This window comes from Chitinophaga sp. 05T412 (assembly GCF_056396465.1).
This window is the reverse complement of the sequence record NZ_JBFTLN010000002.1, coordinates 376,710-392,024: the sequence shown is the minus strand read 5'-3', so window position 1 is coordinate 392,024 and position 15,315 is coordinate 376,710. Positions and strand designations below refer to the sequence as shown.

Sequence of the window (15,315 nt, the reverse complement as noted above, 5' to 3'; positions counted from 1 at the left end):
CATGAAAATAATCAGATCCAAAGACCCACATGCCCTGGGAATCACCGCGGGCGATGCCGCTGCTGTGCTTATACAGGCCGCCATCAAAGAAAAAGGTAGTGCCAATGTGATATTGGCCACCGGTACCAGTCAGTTTGAAACCCTTCGTCAGCTCATCACCGCAGATATTGATTGGGGAAAAGTAAATATGTTTCATCTCGATGAATATATTGGCTTACCGGTAACACACCCGGCCAGCTTCCGGAAGTACCTGAGAGAGCGATTTCTGGAAAAAGTACCGCCACTTAAATCGGTGTACCTGATCAACGGGGAATCGAATCCTGAAKAAGAATGCGCGCGGCTGAGCGATATTATCACCGCACATCCTATTGATGTAGCGCTGGTAGGAATAGGAGAGAACGGGCATTTGGCATTTAATGATCCACCGGCAGATTTTACCACTACTAAACCGTATCTTGTAGTGAACCTGGATGCCGCCTGCCGGCAACAGCAAACCAACGAAGGCTGGTTTAATAGTGTGGCAGACGTGCCGTTACAGGCCATCAGTATGTCGGTGCATCAGATCATGCTGGCGAAACATATTATTTGTTCCGTGCCGGGAGCGCGTAAAGCAGCCGCTGTAAAAGACAGCCTGGAACAGGATGTGAGCAATCTGTTTCCCGCCAGCATATTGCAAACACATGCCAACTGTGTGTTTTACCTGGATGAAGCATCGGCAGCGCAATTGCAATCTACCTAAAATAATATACATGCCCGAAAGAATTAAGATCATCAATGGCCGCATTATTACCCCTTTCAGAGAAATAGCGGATGGAAGTTTGCTGATCAGCGAAGGAAAAATAATGGCGGTCGGAGAAGGCACCTTAACGGAACATGCAGATACTATTATTGATGCCGGGGGGAATTATATTGCTCCCGGCTTTATAGATCTGCATATTCATGGAGGCGGTGGGCATGATTTCATGGACGGTACTGTAGCCGCATTTCACGGTATAACGGAAACGCACGCACGCTATGGCACTACCGCGATGGTGCCTACTACGCTGACTGCTGAAAAAGAGCATTTGCTGCATACGCTGGATATCTACCGGCAGGCCGTGGCGAGTCCTCATCAGGGGGCTGCTTTTCTGGGCATGCATCTGGAAGGGCCTTATTTTGCGCTGAGCCAGCGTGGTGCGCAGGACCCACGGTATATCCGGAATCCCGACCCGGCKGAGTACCAGGAAATACTGGCATACAGCTCCGATATCGTTCGCTGGAGCGTTGCGCCCGAATTGCCCGGCGCGCTGGAGATGGGCAATTACCTGCGTAGCCGTCATATATTGCCGGCTATTGCGCATACCGATGCCATTTATGAAGAAGTAGTTCAGGCGGTAGATTGTGGTTATACACTGGCCACGCATTTTTATTCTGCCATGTCAGGCGTAACACGGCGTAACCTGTATCGCTATGCCGGCGTTATTGAAAGTGTATATCTCATAGATGAAATAGATGCGGAAGTAATTGCAGATGGTGTGCATTTACCAGCATCGTTGTTAAAATTGATTTACAAAATAAAGGGGGCGGATCGTACCGCATTGATCACGGATGCCATGCGGGCAGCCGGCATGCCTCCGGGTAAAAGTATTTTGGGACCACTCAACGGCGGATTGGAAGTACTGGTAGAAGATGGTGTTGCCAAATTAACCGATGGTAGCGCTTTTGCAGGCAGTGTAGCTACTGCCGACCGATTGGTGCGTAACATGATTCAGCTGGCAGGCGTACCTGTGGCGGAAGCAGTACGGATGATGAGTTATACCCCCGCGCGCATTATGAAAGTGAATGACCGCAAAGGTTCACTGGTAGCGGGGAAAGACGCGGATATTGTTATTTTTGATAAAGACATTAACGTGCAGTTAACTATGGTGGCCGGAAAAGTTGTACACCGTATGTAAGAAATGGGATAGCTTTGCCCAAAATTGATTTGTCATGAATTTTTACACCCGGAAATGGGTAAAGCCCGAGGACCTGAATGCACATGGTACTTTATTCGGCGGTAGCCTGCTCCGCTGGATTGATGAGGAAGCGGCTATCTATTCAATTATTCAGCTGGGCACCAATCGTTGTGTTACCAAGTACATGTCTGAAATCAACTTCATCAACTCCGCCCGGCAGGGAGATATTGTGGAACTGGGTATAAAGGCCACGCACTTCGGTCGTACGTCTTTAACGCTGACTTGTCAGGTGAGAAATAAGATTACACAGAAAACCATTCTGACTGTTGATAAAATGGTGTTTGTGAGTGTGGATGAACAGGGTAAACCCGTGCCACATGGCCGTACGGAAATAACGTATACGGATGAACGACTGAGAGAAGAGTAGTTTATATTTTCAGTCCGCCGAACATACTGAACAGAATAATCCCCAGCACTATTGTGGTAATCACCACATACAATTTATCCTTTTCCAGTGCAAAGGCAATGAGGGAGAAAAAGATGCGGAGAATAGGAGTAGCCAGTAATATGAGTACGCCCAGTTGAATAATTTCTGTGGCATTGCCGGCAGCTACCCCATGAAATATACCACGGAAGGAAGTGTAATCTGCGCCTTCTCCTTTAAACACGCTATAATCCGGAACGCTGGCAGCGCCCTGCTGTGCCAGATAAAAAATTCCACCCAGTAAAGCAGTACCGCTGGCGGTGATCACGCCGGTTCTCAATACCTGACCAATGAATAACTCAATATCGCGGTCGCCCAATAATTTTTTAAATGGTGTCATATTATTGCTGTTAAAACTGATGATGTAATCCGTTATAGATCATTTCTATGGCTACAAACGTAATGGCGATGCCGAAGATGATCCGTAACGTAGTAGGGTTGATGAACGTGAGTATTCTGGCTCCGGTAAAGGCACCGCCCAGTACACCCAATATTACAGGAAAGGCAATGCCCGGATCTATATAACCCCGTTGCAGGTATACTACGGCGCTGGCGGCGGCGGTAACACCGATCATGAAGTTGCTGGTAGTAGTACTCACTTTAAAGGGAATGCGCATGGTGCTATCCATGGCCAATACTTTTAAGGCGCCGGAACCGATGCCCAGTAAGCCGGAGAGGACACCTGCCACCAGCATAATAGAAAATCCGCCACCTACATTTTTTAATTTGTAAGCCACTGGACCATTGGGGGTAGGGTAGCTGCTATTTAATTTTAATAAGTAAGATAGTTTACTCCCTGTTTCCTCTACATGTGCGTGTTTTTTTCGGATGGTCATGGCTGCGGAAAAAATCAATACAACGCCCAGCAGAATGGCGATAGCGTTGACCGGCATAAATATGGCGATGAGGGCGCCGCCTACCGCACCTGCGGTGGTGGCTATTTCCAGGAACATGCCCAATCGGATGTTGGTGATGCCTTCTTTTATATAGGCAGTGGCCGCACCGGAGGAATTGGCGATAGAGGCCAGGAGGGCGGTACCAATGGCATAACGGATATCCACATGAAATATGAGGGTGAGCAGGGGAATAAGAATCACGCCGCCGCCCAATCCGGTGATGGAGCCGAGCAGTCCTGCCATGTACGCACTTCCAAGCAGGATCACACTAAAAATCAAAATATTCATCTCTCAAAAATTTAATAATTGTTGTCCAGGATATCTTCCATCACTTGTCTGGCTTGTTTGGCGTTGCCGCTTTTGATGGCCTTATAAAGTGCCTCATGTAAATGATGGCTGATGGCAAAATGACTAATGCTCTGGGTATCGCGTTTGGTGAAGAAGTCGCGGATCACTACTGTGAAGCTGCGGAACAGATCGGCCAGTACGTTGTTGCCGGATGCTTTGGCTATGGCTGTATGAAAGGCGATATCCGCATCGAGGCATTGTTGGTACTGTTGTTCCAGGATGGCTTTTTTCCGTTGTTCCAGCAGGAGCTTGATCTCATGAATATCTTCTTTGGTATGGTTTTCAGCTGCCAGCTTTACGATTTCGTAGTCCAACATGCGCCTTACCTGGTTAATTTCTTCGAAGTCGGCCCGGCGTAAGCGCTGGTCCAGCGATTCTGCTTTGATGGTTTCATTCACAAAAGTGCCGGCTCCCTGTTGTACCCGGAGCACACCGGACATGGCCAGGGTTTTAATCGCTTCCCGGATGGTGGAGCGGCCAACGGCATATTGTACCATGAGTTCCGGCTCCGCCGGTATCTTTTGCCCGGGCTTATATTTCCCCTGGGAGATATCTTTCTGGATGGCGTTGATGACGCGATCGGATAATTTGGAGGTCGGTTCCATTTTCCTTGTTTTGCGATACAAAGGTATGATGTTTATTTAAACATCAGATGTTTAATTTTCAAAACCCGGTAAAAATAAAAATGCAGTAAACCGGAATGAGCCGGTTTACTGCATGATCTTTTTTTATAGAGATGTAAAAAAAGAATTTGGGATGACTAACAAAAGAGGAAAGGCCGTATATATGCGATGTTAAGTTCAGGTGTAGGATGCCGGTTTTTCAATTTTTCCATATGGCTCCTTTTTTTATTGAACTCTGATGCAAAAATACAGTACAGTGGCGGATTAGGGGTGTTTTGTATATCTACAACGTGACTACAGGGGTGTAATTTTTATATCTACAAAACAACTACAAATAGTATTTTTGCCGGATGAACCATATCAGAACGGGGCTGGTATTTTTATTATGTGCCATTGTTAGCCTGATAACTACTACTACCTTATCTGCCCAAACGGTGGCGGATTCATTGAAGCGGGTGTTAACTCAACCCGGGCTCACCGCAGAGGAGCAGGTATTAACAAGACTGAAATTAAGTCGTGCTTTATTGAGCTACGATCAGAAACAGGCGCTTGCCAATGCACAGGTGGCGTTGTCGATGAGCCGTTCTATCAAGGATAGTAAGTATGCCGCACAATGCCATTCCTCATTAGTGTCATTGATGTTCGGACAGGAAGAGGTGAAGAAAGTGCAGCAGCAGCTGGACAGCGCTTTCCTGCTGGCAGAACAATCCGGTGATCCGCTCACCATGGAAAATGTATGGTACCGGAAAGGTTGGCTGGAGAACAGAATCGGCAAGCCACATGATGCGGTGAAGAGTTTTCAACAGGCCTTGAAATATGGTGTAGGTCAGCCTGCCAATAGTCTGGAGACAAGCATCTTATATAATCTTTCTTCTATTTATGCCGACTGGGATGATCTGGAGAACCAGTCGCGCTACGCGTTTGCGACCCTCGATGCAGCCAAGCGTTTCCCTGATCCGGATGATCAGTGTAATGCTTATCAGGCGGTTGCCAGTAGTTATGAACATCGCTTTACCGGCGATACCAGCGCCCGGCAATTGTTGGATTCGTCGTTGTACTACAACCGGGCGGCCATCCAATATTATCAGCAACATAAAAATCAGATCAGCTTCCCCAGCATATTGGGGTTGGTGGCGTTGAACACCGCGAACCTATATGCGGAATATTTTCCACGTAGTTACCGCGATTCGGCGTTGAATTATCTGCACATTTCCCTGGAAATAGGCGTGGCCACCAATCAGCAGGAAATCATTGCCAGCAGCTATGGCATGATGAGCAACTTTGAAACAGAGGAGGGGCATTATGACCGCGCGTCGAATTTGTTGTTGGCAGCGCTGGAAACCCTGCAGCGCTCTACATCTCCCGATAACAATGTAATGGCACATGTGATGGGCTCATTGTCGGAGGTATCGGAAAGAAAAGGGGATCTGCGTGGCGCATTGGATTATTCACGGGAGTACATTAAATATTATACCGCTGCTTTCAATGCAGAGAAAATGTCGATTGCCAAAAGGCTGGAAGCTCAGTATCAATCGCAGCAAAGAGAGCAGGCGCTGACCGCCTTACAGGAAAAAGCGGCCTTCAATAAAAAGCTGAATATCGTATATGTGATACTGATAGTGGCCTGTATACTGGCACTGGTATTCCTTTTCCGCTCGTACCATTTCCGGTTGAAATCTACAATGCAGCAGCAAGCCTTGTTGGAAAAGGAAAAGCAGGATGCGGTGTTGCAGGTGCGGTTGAAAGAAGAAGAGGCCAGGGCGTTGGCATTGGAGAAGCAGGAGGCAGCGCTGCAGGCACGTTTACAAACAGAGGAAGCCGCGCGTTTACAGGTGGAGCAGGAGTTGATGCAGGCACAAAAAGAGCAACTGCAGAAAGACTTGCTGGCAGGCGCTTTACAGGTAGAGCAGAAAAATGAATTGCTGCAAACCTTGCAGGATAAGCTATCGGAGAAGTCGGGCGATCGTAACCTGGTGGGGCAAATTACCCGCATGATCGATCAGCATCGACGCATGGACGAAGATTTTGAAACGGCGAAAACAGAGCTGGAAAATATTCATCCGGAGTTTTTCAGCCGCTTGCAGGAGAAGGCTGGTAATAGCCTCACCCGCCTGGATTTGAAGCATTGTTCCTATATTTCTATGGGCTTATCTACGAAAGAAATTTCTTCGAGAATGGGTGTAGCGCCTAAGAGTATCCTGATGTCGCGCTACCGGATTAAGCAAAAGCTGGCACTGGGCAAGGAAGAGGGCCTGGATGCTTACCTGATGAGTATTGTGCATTAATATAAAAAAGAATGAGACTGGCTACAGTAGACAGTCTCATTCAAGGGGTTCACATTTTGGGGCAGGATTTTCATTAATCTCTGAGGAAAACAAATTTGTTCTCAAACATTTTTCCTATTACAGGAATCGGTTGTTGCGCGTTGTTGTTGGCATTGATGATTCCAAAAACCATGAACACCAGTGGCAATGCGCCTGCAATAGACAGTATTCCCGCCAGCGATGCTGGTAAAATTGAAATCACAATTCCTAATACCACTCCCCATGCGATGCTGGCGATAATCAGTCCCAGCGCCTGTTCCAGGTGATAATTAACCAGGGAACTTTTTTGGTCATTACGTTTTACGTAAGCAATGATCCATCCTATCAGTGTGATATAAGCAATCATAGCCCATTGGTTTGCTTTCATAGTTGTTGTTTTTGTGGTTTAACGATGTGGTGCAAATGTAGGAGGGGGAAATGGCAAAGACGAGAAATGGCGTACTACACGGTGTCTACACTACGGAAAAAGGGCTACTACAAAATGACTACATCTTCTTTTAGTTATTTAAAATCAATTATTTACTTATTTATAATATTCTATATTTTATAAAGAAGCATACACAGCGGTCCTGCCCGGCGTGGCACAATGATTGATGCCCTATTGGTATGAGAAAAGCAATTGTACCCTCTATGTTACAAGTAATTGGTTTGGGAATTGTGACCGGCATGCGTAGTGCCATGGGCCCTGCCTTCACCAGTTATGCCATGAACCAGCAACCTTCCGACAAATTACGTCGGTCGCCTTTAGGCTTTATGCAACAACCCACCACCGCCCGGGTATTGAAAACACTGGCTGCCGGTGAACTGGTTATTGATAAATCGCCGGGTGTAGGAAATCGTATAGCCGCTGCCGGTATTGCCGGTCGCGCATTGTCGGGCGCCTTGGCAGGAGCAACACTTTACCAGGCTAAAGGCGGCAAAGCGTGGAAGGGCGGCCTGCTCGGGGCAGTGGTAGCAGTAGCTGCGGCCTATGCTTTTTTCTATTTGCGCCGGGAAACAGGACGTAAATACCAGATAAAAGACGCGGCTTTAGGGGGCGTAGAAGACGCCATGGCATTGGGTATCGCGTCGGCGGCTATCCGGAAATAATTATTTTTTCTTAGAAATATTTTTGCAGGTGTTGTTTTATTTAAGAAAAAAACTACATTTGCATCCCGTTGAAACAGTGCCTAATAGTATAATGGTAGTACAGCAGATTTTGGTTCTGCTTGTCTTGGTTCGAATCCAGGTTGGGCAACAAAGAAAAGGACAAAGTGGAAGTGATTCCGTTTTGTCCTTTTTTGTTTGGATAGTTTGCTACGTTTAACCCTTACCGTGTGCCCCGATTAGTTATTAACATGGATTTTTTCTGCAAACATTGAATTAGTACTTACCCATTTGGAACAGGAAAAAAAATCGATTTTCATAGCTAAGCATTGCATTTTTAAATTTAGGCTACTAGATATCTAGTTGAGATTTTTATTTTTTGCATTAAATAACTTACTATATCTTCAATTTTATAGAACAATGAATTTGTCTAAGTGAAACGTTAACCTTAAACATTTCCCTGAATCTATTTATTGATAAGCTAAGTAAGAATGCCAGTATTGTCACGTTAAAAAGTAGCAGTTATTAACCACAGTATCCCATAGTTTTTATCACCAAACCCAAATAGTATATTTATGAGAACCATCAAATTTTTGTTGCCCGTAGCTGCATTGTTTTTATTCGCCTGTCAAAAGGATAACACTCAATTGTMGCAGGTAAAGAAGGGAAACTCCGGGTTATCAACCTTAAAGAAAAGCGATGCTGCTATTGTTGATACAGGAAAAGTTAACCAGAAGATGCTCTTTGGAGAAGGGCCTGGAGGACATACAGAGGAAGAATAGATGGCTGTGTCTCCTTCATGGGGGGAATCCGTACTTGGGTCAAGATTTTGGACGACAGATCAGATTGTCCATCGAGCTAAGATATACGTATTACTAAAAAGTGCTTGGAATATTTGGACGGTTGAGGCCACACTCTTATGTACGGGAGATCCTAAAACAGGAAAGTTTTTAACTAATGACCCCAAGGGTGCCAATGTCACAGGACCTACATTAGGATATGCTTCTTGGACTGAGACAGCTGCGTATTCATGGCTGGACTCAGCTAAAACAACGGTTTATGATTATAGGGCTGGTCATTTTGATGTGAAGTACATTGGGAATAGCAAATATATTGACCGGACTAAAGGATTTAATTTTAGAGATTTTTTCTTCAATAACTAAATTTGTCATTCTATTTTCTTTTGAGTTTCAAATCGAAAATGTTTGATAGTCACTAGTATTTTTCAAAATCCATTCACATGTATTTTCTGAACCTAATTGGGGTGCTTGGTTTATTTTGGTTTCAAATTGGAGGCTGTGCCCCCAGTCCCTCGCATACTTTACAAAAAGAACTGCCTCATGAAATTCCATCTGGGTCTCAGTTGCTTTATATGTCATACTTTAATCAGGATTCTGGCAAATTCTGTCCTATTCCTGTGATGCCTCCGCAGGAATATTTATACTATGATAAATACTTTGTGAATGTGGTTACCAGAACAATTGATAATTCAATGGCGGATCGAGACTCCATTAGCCACGAATCAATTACAACTCGGACAATTTCTTATTCAACTGATTGGTACGATCTAATTAATTTGGAAAAGCGAAAATACACACGTTATACCTCATTTTCAACTTCGGCTGTGAAAAGTCAAGAAGGTACTATTGAGAAGCGTGTTAATTTGGATGAGTTCAATGACTATTCGTTGGCCATGTCAGTAGTTAAGGATTTAAGTGATACATTAGTCGGTAGTGAAAATTTTAAACGTGTGTTACTTAAATCAGACACCGGTGCTGCCAATTTCGTTGCTTATTTTAAACCAATAAAGGAGGAATCACCTCTTCAATTGAGTAGAATACTAAATGCAAAGTACGGCGCAACGCTAGTACGATTGGAAGTATTATATCCAAGTGGGGATCGTGTAGCGCTTGAAATGAAATATAAACCAGATAGCCTTACTGAGGAACAAAAGAAAGTAATTGCGCAATGGATTAAAAATGAAAACTAAATAGTTTATTTGAGCACAGCAATAAAAATGGGCAAGATGGAGTGATTCCATTTTGCTCATTTTTTGTTTTCACCTGCAGCTTTTCAAAACCTTGAAAAGATCACGGGATCATTTAATAAACTATATTTGGTACTAACCTGCATCGAAAATACAATTATAGAAACCCATGATATGATTTTGAATACTTCAGCTACTGAAAATTGGATAAGTAATTTATTCAACAGAGACTTTATCAATGAAAAATATTGCGAAGAAGAATTCGTAGATAGTTATTTGGATAAGCGGGATTCAGATCCATTTGATTCAAACTGGACAGCAGCAAACAAATATGTAGAAGCATATTTTGATCAACATATTTCTGAGAAAGAAATGGAAGAAATAGAGCAGATCAAAGAGAAATGGAGGGTGTTGTTTTATCAAAAAGTGATAAAAAAAACTCACCATCCGGACCTGGCTGCATATGTTTCTGAAGATATTGATCTGCTCATCGGGTACATGCTGACAGACGCAAAAAACGATTTTATAGACGGCATGATGCAGGCATTTGAAAATGATAAACTGCCCGGTTGATAGACATTGTTACGAGCAAAAAATTCTAACCAACTTAATAGTTATCGTAATGTAATTTTACGGGTAGTTACAGTTTTTAGATAACGTTCATGATCTGGAGTAGTTTCAAATTCTTCCTTTTAATGAATTAGCCCTACAGCCCGGGTAATTAGTTTTAAGTATAAATTTATGGAGAATATAAGGTTGACCCTTAATGAAAAAGTACTGTTAGATGCTATGTTGTACCAGGCATCAAAGTCTGACCAGCTAAAAAAATCAAGGAAGACAGCCCGTATGCTCTTTGCGGTAATTATTGTGCTGGCGGGAGGTTTGCTGATGTATTCCTGGCCGCTGATCGGTTTAATGGTACTTATTATAGGTGCAGTATTTTTTATCTTCTTCCCCAAATACCTGGCCTTCTATTATAAGCGATATATGGCCAGAGCGGTTAAAAGTAGTGATTACAAAAACCGCGTGGGGCAATTCTATGATATTAGTTTTGGCGATGAATATATGGAGATAAAGAATGATCAGATGGAAGCAAAGTACTACTTCAGTAATTTTGAATATATTACCGAAACTAGCGAGCACTTCTTCATTAAGCTGAAGGGCGCAGACTTTCTCATTTTTCCCAAAGCCCAGATTCAGGCCTATCCTGCTCTTAAAACATTTTTTAAAAACATATGCACTAATCAAGGGATTGCCTATTGTGAAGAATATGATTGGCAGTGGTCATAATCCAGGCTTTGCTGCGGCAGTGGATAAGATTGGTTAATAATATTCTGCATCGGTTACAGCGTCCAGCCATACCGTTTCGCCTTTTTCCCTTCCGGTGATAGCCACCTGCACAAAAGCCCTGTTAGCACTGGCGCCGTGCCAATGCGGAATATTGGGCGGACATCTTATCACATCCCCTTTGTGTAATATTTTCCTGGGCTGCCCTTTTTCCTGATAGTATCCTTCTCCATCTATTACTAATAGTATTTGCCCCGCCGGATGCAAGTGCCATTTACTTCTGGCACCGGGTTCAAACGTTACATTTCCAACAGATATGGTGTTCAGACTATCTGTAGCCGCTAATGTTTGCAGATAGGCTGTGCCAGTGAAGTTGTTGTTGGTGATTTTTTCACCCTGGGGAAAAACCGGTGTATTTTTATGGTTGTTGCAAGCCATAGAAATGACCATAAGATTTAACAGCAGGAACCTGATCGCATACTTCATCTTACCAAATTTTAAAGATTAGTCTGATAGAAATTCACCAATTTGCTCACGGCTTGTGCTACGTAAGCAGGCATCCAATAAGTTTGTATATGGGTGGCGCCATCAATAATAAACAATTCTTTACTTTTTGCATGGGTTGCTTTGCTAAAAGCCTCATCCGACATGTATTTTGTATCGGCTTTGCTGCCGGCCATCATAAGCAGGGGCTGGTTGATTAAATCCATATTTGTAGTGGCATCCCAGGTCATTAAGTCGAGCAGACTACCCATGGTGTAAAGAAAAGTGGAATTGGGATGTGCATGCGTTCTAAAATAGTATTCATATCCTTCACGATATAAATCGGTGGGGATTTTGGCAATTTCTTCTTTTGTCAGATTGGGATTCGTTTCACCGGCATACTTTATTTTACCGCCCGCCATTTCCTGCGCACGGGCGTCAGTAGCTTGTTTTAAGCGTTCCTGAATGGTGCTTAGCTGTGAATTTTGAAAACCATTACGCCTTACTTCACCGGTATTGAACATACTGAGGGTGGCTACGGCTTTAAACCGTTTATCCGATTGGGCTGCTTTTATAGTGTAACCACCACCACCACAAATACCCAGAATACCTAAGCGGTTGGCATCAACTCCCGGATATTGCGTGATAAAATCAGCCATACCATGAATATCTTCTATGCGGTAGAACGGTTTGTCGGTATGACGAGGTTCTCCGCCACTGGCGCCCTGATAGGCGGCATCCGCCGCTATGGTAATGTAACCAGCTTCCGCCAGGCGCTGTGCATATAATCCGGCGGTTTGCTCTTTTATACCACCATTAGGATGGGCAACAGCTATGGCCGGATATTTTTTTGACGTATCATAATTCGCCGGAGTATAAACGTTGGCGGAGATGTCAATGCCGTTCAGTTTATATTTTACCGGATGAATGTTTACTTTGCCTTTTTCATTTTTGATGATGGCGCCGTCATATACCAATGTATAAGGATTTTGTTGTTTTTCTTTTTGTATTGATTGTGCATTTACCAGATCTGTAGTAGATACGGACATGGCCAATGCCATGATGGATGTTAGCTTTTTCATCTTCCAAATTTTACTTTTTATTTTTAAGTACCTCGTCCAACACCTGTTGTGCTGCTTCCGCTTTTTCTTTACCAATGGTCTGTTGTATGATCTCAATGAATTGTTGCAGCTGCGAAGGTTTTAATCCCACATTCAGGCAAATATTCAAGTGAGAATTTAACATGGGCTCCACTCCGCCAATGCTGCTGAGTACAGCTATTGTTACCAGCTCTCTTTCCGTGTAAGTCAATATATCACGTTCAAAAATATCGGCGAACAGATGCTCTTTGAGAAAGATTTCTATTTCAGGTGCAAAAGCGGCGTATCCTGTTTTAGGTCCCGTTTCCGGCACGCCGGTTAATTTCTCCAGTATCGCCTTGCCCCTGTCGTACTTCCTGCGCTCATCATGAATGGGAGTTGCTTCTGCGCCTGGCACATCGTTGATCCCTTCCGCTTTGCGTGCCTCCAATACGGTCATGAAGGTTTGCAATCCACGAAGACTGCGGGGAAATCCGGCATAGGCATATAAATGAATCAGCGTTTCCTTGATCTGATTCACCGTTAATCCTGCGTCAAGTCCCTTATTCAGCGCCGTTTTTAGCTTGGGTAAATCGCCGATTGCTGCAAGAGCAGCAATACTAATGATGTTTTGTTCTTTGGAATTCAAGGTCTCCTGTTTCATTTGCGTAGTTTGTGTTTTAAGCGTAAAAGCAATAACACACCATGCAATGAAGAATCCTGCAAAAATTTTAATTGCTTTCATACAAAAAATAGGTGTTGAGTAATAGATGAAGGATTAATTGTCCAACCCTTTTTTATGTAGCCATTTTGATAATTCATCTGCTACCTGCACATTATTCAGATCGGAAAAAGGGAAGTGGGTATTGCCTTTGATCCCGATTTCCGGCAAATGAATAACGGTGGCATCTCCTCCATGCTGATTGATGGTGGCCGCCCATATTCTCGCCATTTCCAGCCCGGAACGCCAATGATCTTTATTCCAGATCCTGGTAGGCTCTTCGGCGATGTTATCACCATAATAGATCACAATAGGTATTTTAGTGAGTTTCATGAAATCATCCAATGGGACTTCCGTGCCTTTGAGTGCTCCAAAAAGTCCTGCTGATTTTATGGGCTCAGGTAGTTCTCCTTTGGGAAACAGGAAGCTGCTGTATGGTTCGTAGGCTACTACTGCTTTTACTTTTGGGTTCTTTATGGCTGTCAGCCAGCCTGGGCCGCCTCCCTGGGAATGCGTGATCAGAATGCCTTCACCGGTTTTGTCAAATAATTTTGATACTGCTTCAGCTATAATATCGCTATCAAAACTACCGGTATTGGGAGTCATTTGCCGGAAGAATTGCTCTAAAGACGCAGTATCCCTGGGAAACTGCACACCGGGAAAATATTCCGGGTAATTGCCGATCCGGAACTGCGTGAACCAAAATTGTTCATCCGCAGTAGGAGAGATGGTAGAGGCAACGTTACTTTTCCCTGCTTCACCACGCCGTGGTTGATCAAGCAGATAAACTCCGAAGCGTCGTCTGAGAAAAATAGTCTGAAAGCCTTCACGCCCGTCAGGAGTAGATTCCCAGGTTTTTTTAGATTGTCCGGCACCATGTAGAAAAATCATTGGATATCTGTGTGCCTTTACCGGTATCTGATAAAAGACATAGGCGTGATCACCATGAAAGGTTTGTCCCTGTGGACTCATGGCATTATTGAGATCAAAGATGCCCGGAGTGGTAATGATAGTGCCTCCTACCGCAAAGCTCCCCTGACTGGCAATCACTAAGGGTGATTGTTTATGTTGGGCATTCAGTGTGATCGTAGTTGCCAATAATAGGGTCCATACGCTGAGGCAATTCATTAGTTTCTTAGTCATTTTCCTGCGCTGTTTTGTGAATGTTGCAGATACGCTGCTATGTTTGAAGCCGCTTTATACGTCCAGTTTTCTTTCGCTCAACCATTTTACCGTGGCAGGATCTCTATGATCAAAGAACAGGCTGGCGCCGGTCTCCAAAGTAGCGATAGCCTGCATGTCTTCCGCAGAAAGTTCAAAATCAAAAATGTTGAAGTTCTCGTTCATTCTTTCTTTGCGGACCGATTTGGGAATAGCAACAATACCTCGTTGGGTTAACCAGCGCAGAATGACCTGTGCGATGCTTTTATTGTATTTGTGTCCGATGCCGGCTAACATCTCCTGATGAAAAATATTATTTTTCCCTTCTGCAAAAGGCCCCCAGGATTCAATTTGTACATTGTTTTCCTGCAGGAATTTTTGCGTCTCTATTTGTTGATGGAAAGGATGGGTTTCGATCTGGTTAACAGCGGGGGTAAAACCACTGTTTATAATTAAATCGATCATACGATCAGGATGAAAATTAGCCACCCCAATGGCCTTTACTTTTCCCTGCTGATATAATTCCTGCATCGCTCTCCAGGAACCGAAAATATCTCCATAGGGCTGATGAATAAGATACAAGTCCAGGTAATCCAATTGTAATCTTTCCAAAGACCTTTGAAAGGCTGCTTTTGTTTTCTCGTAGCCGGTGCCTTGTAGCCAGAGTTTGGTCGTAATAAATAACTCTTCCCTGGCAATGCCACTGTTTTTGATGGCACTGCCTACCGCCGCTTCATTAAGATAGGAAGCGGCCGTATCTATTGACCGGTAACCCGTTTCAATGGCATCGATCACTACCTTTTCGCACTCTGCCGGGTCGGGAATCTGGAAAACGCCAAACCCCAGTATGGGCATTTCCAGTCCGTTATTCAATTTAACCGTTTTCATTTCCATTTATTTTA

18 protein-coding genes and 1 tRNA gene are annotated in these 15,315 nt (G+C 44.0%); 10 read left to right on the top strand and 9 right to left on the bottom strand.

All coding sequences use genetic code 11. The features are described from left to right. Position 1: 1 nt before the first annotated feature. From AC1DFM_RS05200 to AC1DFM_RS05190, 3 genes are read left to right on the top strand one after another with little or no spacing between them, the layout of a single operon-like run. Positions 2–739 carry a glucosamine-6-phosphate deaminase gene (locus AC1DFM_RS05200; protein ID WP_477075670.1) on the top strand — a complete coding sequence of 246 codons (738 nt, stop codon included), beginning with the start codon at positions 2–4 and terminating at the stop codon, positions 737–739. A gap of 10 nt (positions 740–749) precedes the next feature. Continuing rightward, on the top strand, positions 750–1,934 hold the full coding sequence (nagA, locus tag AC1DFM_RS05195) for an N-acetylglucosamine-6-phosphate deacetylase (RefSeq protein ID WP_477075669.1): 1,185 nt from the start codon (positions 750–752) through the stop codon (positions 1,932–1,934). 34 nt (positions 1,935–1,968) lie between these two features. Then, positions 1,969–2,361, top strand: a complete 393-nt coding sequence (locus AC1DFM_RS05190) for an acyl-CoA thioesterase (RefSeq protein WP_477075668.1) — start codon at positions 1,969–1,971, stop codon at positions 2,359–2,361. A gap of 1 nt (position 2,362) precedes the next feature. Here AC1DFM_RS05190 and AC1DFM_RS05185 read toward each other — a convergent pair whose 3' ends face one another. The 3 genes from AC1DFM_RS05185 to AC1DFM_RS05175 are packed head-to-tail and all read right to left on the bottom strand — an operon-like array spanning position 2,363 to position 4,267. After that, a complete protein-coding gene (locus tag AC1DFM_RS05185; protein ID WP_477075667.1) occupies positions 2,363–2,758 on the bottom strand; it encodes a DUF1634 domain-containing protein in 396 nt (131 codons plus the stop codon). 10 nt (positions 2,759–2,768) lie between these two features. After that, a complete protein-coding gene (locus AC1DFM_RS05180; RefSeq protein WP_477075666.1) occupies positions 2,769–3,602 on the bottom strand; it encodes a sulfite exporter TauE/SafE family protein in 834 nt (277 codons plus the stop codon). A gap of 11 nt (positions 3,603–3,613) precedes the next feature. Beyond that, positions 3,614–4,267, bottom strand: coding sequence for a FadR/GntR family transcriptional regulator (locus tag AC1DFM_RS05175; RefSeq protein WP_477075665.1), 654 nt, complete (start codon positions 4,265–4,267; stop codon positions 3,614–3,616). Positions 4,268–4,635: 368 nt separating this feature from the next. Between AC1DFM_RS05175 and AC1DFM_RS05170 the strand changes: the two genes are divergently transcribed. After that, positions 4,636–6,570, top strand: coding sequence for a hypothetical protein (locus tag AC1DFM_RS05170; RefSeq protein WP_477075664.1), 1,935 nt, complete (start codon positions 4,636–4,638; stop codon positions 6,568–6,570). A 73-nt stretch (positions 6,571–6,643) separates the two neighbouring features. Here AC1DFM_RS05170 and AC1DFM_RS05165 read toward each other — a convergent pair whose 3' ends face one another. Further along, positions 6,644–6,976 carry a magnetosome magnetite crystal formation protein family gene (locus tag AC1DFM_RS05165; protein WP_477075663.1) on the bottom strand — a complete coding sequence of 111 codons (333 nt, stop codon included), beginning with the start codon at positions 6,974–6,976 and terminating at the stop codon, positions 6,644–6,646. A 263-nt stretch (positions 6,977–7,239) separates the two neighbouring features. Between AC1DFM_RS05165 and AC1DFM_RS05160 the strand changes: the two genes are divergently transcribed. From AC1DFM_RS05160 to AC1DFM_RS05135, 6 genes are all read left to right on the top strand, one after another. Then, positions 7,240–7,698 (top strand): DUF4126 family protein, encoded by a 459-nt coding sequence (locus AC1DFM_RS05160; RefSeq protein ID WP_477075662.1) that lies wholly within the window; start codon positions 7,240–7,242, stop codon positions 7,696–7,698. Positions 7,699–7,775: 77 nt separating this feature from the next. Continuing rightward, a tRNA-Gln gene (locus tag AC1DFM_RS05155) sits at positions 7,776–7,846 on the top strand. Positions 7,847–8,270: 424 nt separating this feature from the next. Beyond that, positions 8,271–8,477, top strand: a complete 207-nt coding sequence (locus AC1DFM_RS05150) for a hypothetical protein (protein ID WP_477075661.1) — start codon at positions 8,271–8,273, stop codon at positions 8,475–8,477. Positions 8,478–8,935: 458 nt separating this feature from the next. Continuing rightward, a complete protein-coding gene (locus tag AC1DFM_RS05145; RefSeq protein WP_477075660.1) occupies positions 8,936–9,685 on the top strand; it encodes a hypothetical protein in 750 nt (249 codons plus the stop codon). Between the two features lie 171 nt (positions 9,686–9,856). Beyond that, on the top strand, positions 9,857–10,255 hold the full coding sequence (locus AC1DFM_RS05140) for a hypothetical protein (RefSeq protein WP_477075659.1): 399 nt from the start codon (positions 9,857–9,859) through the stop codon (positions 10,253–10,255). A gap of 168 nt (positions 10,256–10,423) precedes the next feature. Next, positions 10,424–10,972, top strand: a complete 549-nt coding sequence (locus tag AC1DFM_RS05135; protein WP_477075658.1) for a YcxB family protein — start codon at positions 10,424–10,426, stop codon at positions 10,970–10,972. A gap of 33 nt (positions 10,973–11,005) precedes the next feature. On the opposite strand, the gene AC1DFM_RS05130 is transcribed toward AC1DFM_RS05135, so the two are convergent. From AC1DFM_RS05130 to AC1DFM_RS05110, 5 genes are read right to left on the bottom strand one after another with little or no spacing between them, the layout of a single operon-like run. Next, positions 11,006–11,455 carry a cupin domain-containing protein gene (locus tag AC1DFM_RS05130; RefSeq protein ID WP_477075657.1) on the bottom strand — a complete coding sequence of 150 codons (450 nt, stop codon included), beginning with the start codon at positions 11,453–11,455 and terminating at the stop codon, positions 11,006–11,008. A gap of 11 nt (positions 11,456–11,466) precedes the next feature. Beyond that, positions 11,467–12,534 (bottom strand): alpha/beta hydrolase, encoded by a 1,068-nt coding sequence (locus tag AC1DFM_RS05125; RefSeq protein WP_477075656.1) that lies wholly within the window; start codon positions 12,532–12,534, stop codon positions 11,467–11,469. A gap of 10 nt (positions 12,535–12,544) precedes the next feature. Next, positions 12,545–13,276 carry a carboxymuconolactone decarboxylase family protein gene (locus tag AC1DFM_RS05120; RefSeq protein ID WP_477075655.1) on the bottom strand — a complete coding sequence of 244 codons (732 nt, stop codon included), beginning with the start codon at positions 13,274–13,276 and terminating at the stop codon, positions 12,545–12,547. Between the two features lie 33 nt (positions 13,277–13,309). After that, on the bottom strand, positions 13,310–14,395 hold the full coding sequence (locus AC1DFM_RS05115; RefSeq protein ID WP_477075654.1) for an alpha/beta hydrolase: 1,086 nt from the start codon (positions 14,393–14,395) through the stop codon (positions 13,310–13,312). 54 nt (positions 14,396–14,449) lie between these two features. Then, positions 14,450–15,301, bottom strand: coding sequence for an aldo/keto reductase (locus tag AC1DFM_RS05110; RefSeq protein WP_477075653.1), 852 nt, complete (start codon positions 15,299–15,301; stop codon positions 14,450–14,452). Between the last annotated feature and the right edge of the window lie 14 nt (positions 15,302–15,315).

Bases quoted from the DNA above. Each gene is read 5' to 3' on its own strand.
- AC1DFM_RS05190 (WP_477075668.1), top strand. From the start codon at position 1,969: ATGAATTTTTACACCCGGAAATGGGTAAAGCCCGAGGACCTGAATGCA.
- AC1DFM_RS05185 (WP_477075667.1), bottom strand. From the start codon at position 2,758: ATGACACCATTTAAAAAATTATTGGGCGACCGCGATATTGAGTTATTC.
- AC1DFM_RS05180 (WP_477075666.1), bottom strand. From the start codon at position 3,602: ATGAATATTTTGATTTTTAGTGTGATCCTGCTTGGAAGTGCGTACATG.
- AC1DFM_RS05175 (WP_477075665.1), bottom strand. From the start codon at position 4,267: ATGGAACCGACCTCCAAATTATCCGATCGCGTCATCAACGCCATCCAG.
- AC1DFM_RS05170 (WP_477075664.1), top strand. From the start codon at position 4,636: ATGAACCATATCAGAACGGGGCTGGTATTTTTATTATGTGCCATTGTT.
- AC1DFM_RS05165 (WP_477075663.1), bottom strand. From the start codon at position 6,976: ATGAAAGCAAACCAATGGGCTATGATTGCTTATATCACACTGATAGGA.
- AC1DFM_RS05160 (WP_477075662.1), top strand. From the start codon at position 7,240: ATGTTACAAGTAATTGGTTTGGGAATTGTGACCGGCATGCGTAGTGCC.
- AC1DFM_RS05145 (WP_477075660.1), top strand. From the start codon at position 8,936: ATGTATTTTCTGAACCTAATTGGGGTGCTTGGTTTATTTTGGTTTCAA.
- AC1DFM_RS05140 (WP_477075659.1), top strand. From the start codon at position 9,857: ATGATTTTGAATACTTCAGCTACTGAAAATTGGATAAGTAATTTATTC.
- AC1DFM_RS05135 (WP_477075658.1), top strand. From the start codon at position 10,424: ATGGAGAATATAAGGTTGACCCTTAATGAAAAAGTACTGTTAGATGCT.
- AC1DFM_RS05130 (WP_477075657.1), bottom strand. From the start codon at position 11,455: ATGAAGTATGCGATCAGGTTCCTGCTGTTAAATCTTATGGTCATTTCT.
- AC1DFM_RS05125 (WP_477075656.1), bottom strand. From the start codon at position 12,534: ATGAAAAAGCTAACATCCATCATGGCATTGGCCATGTCCGTATCTACT.
- AC1DFM_RS05120 (WP_477075655.1), bottom strand. From the start codon at position 13,276: ATGAAAGCAATTAAAATTTTTGCAGGATTCTTCATTGCATGGTGTGTT.
- AC1DFM_RS05115 (WP_477075654.1), bottom strand. From the start codon at position 14,395: ATGACTAAGAAACTAATGAATTGCCTCAGCGTATGGACCCTATTATTG.
- AC1DFM_RS05110 (WP_477075653.1), bottom strand. From the start codon at position 15,301: ATGAAAACGGTTAAATTGAATAACGGACTGGAAATGCCCATACTGGGG.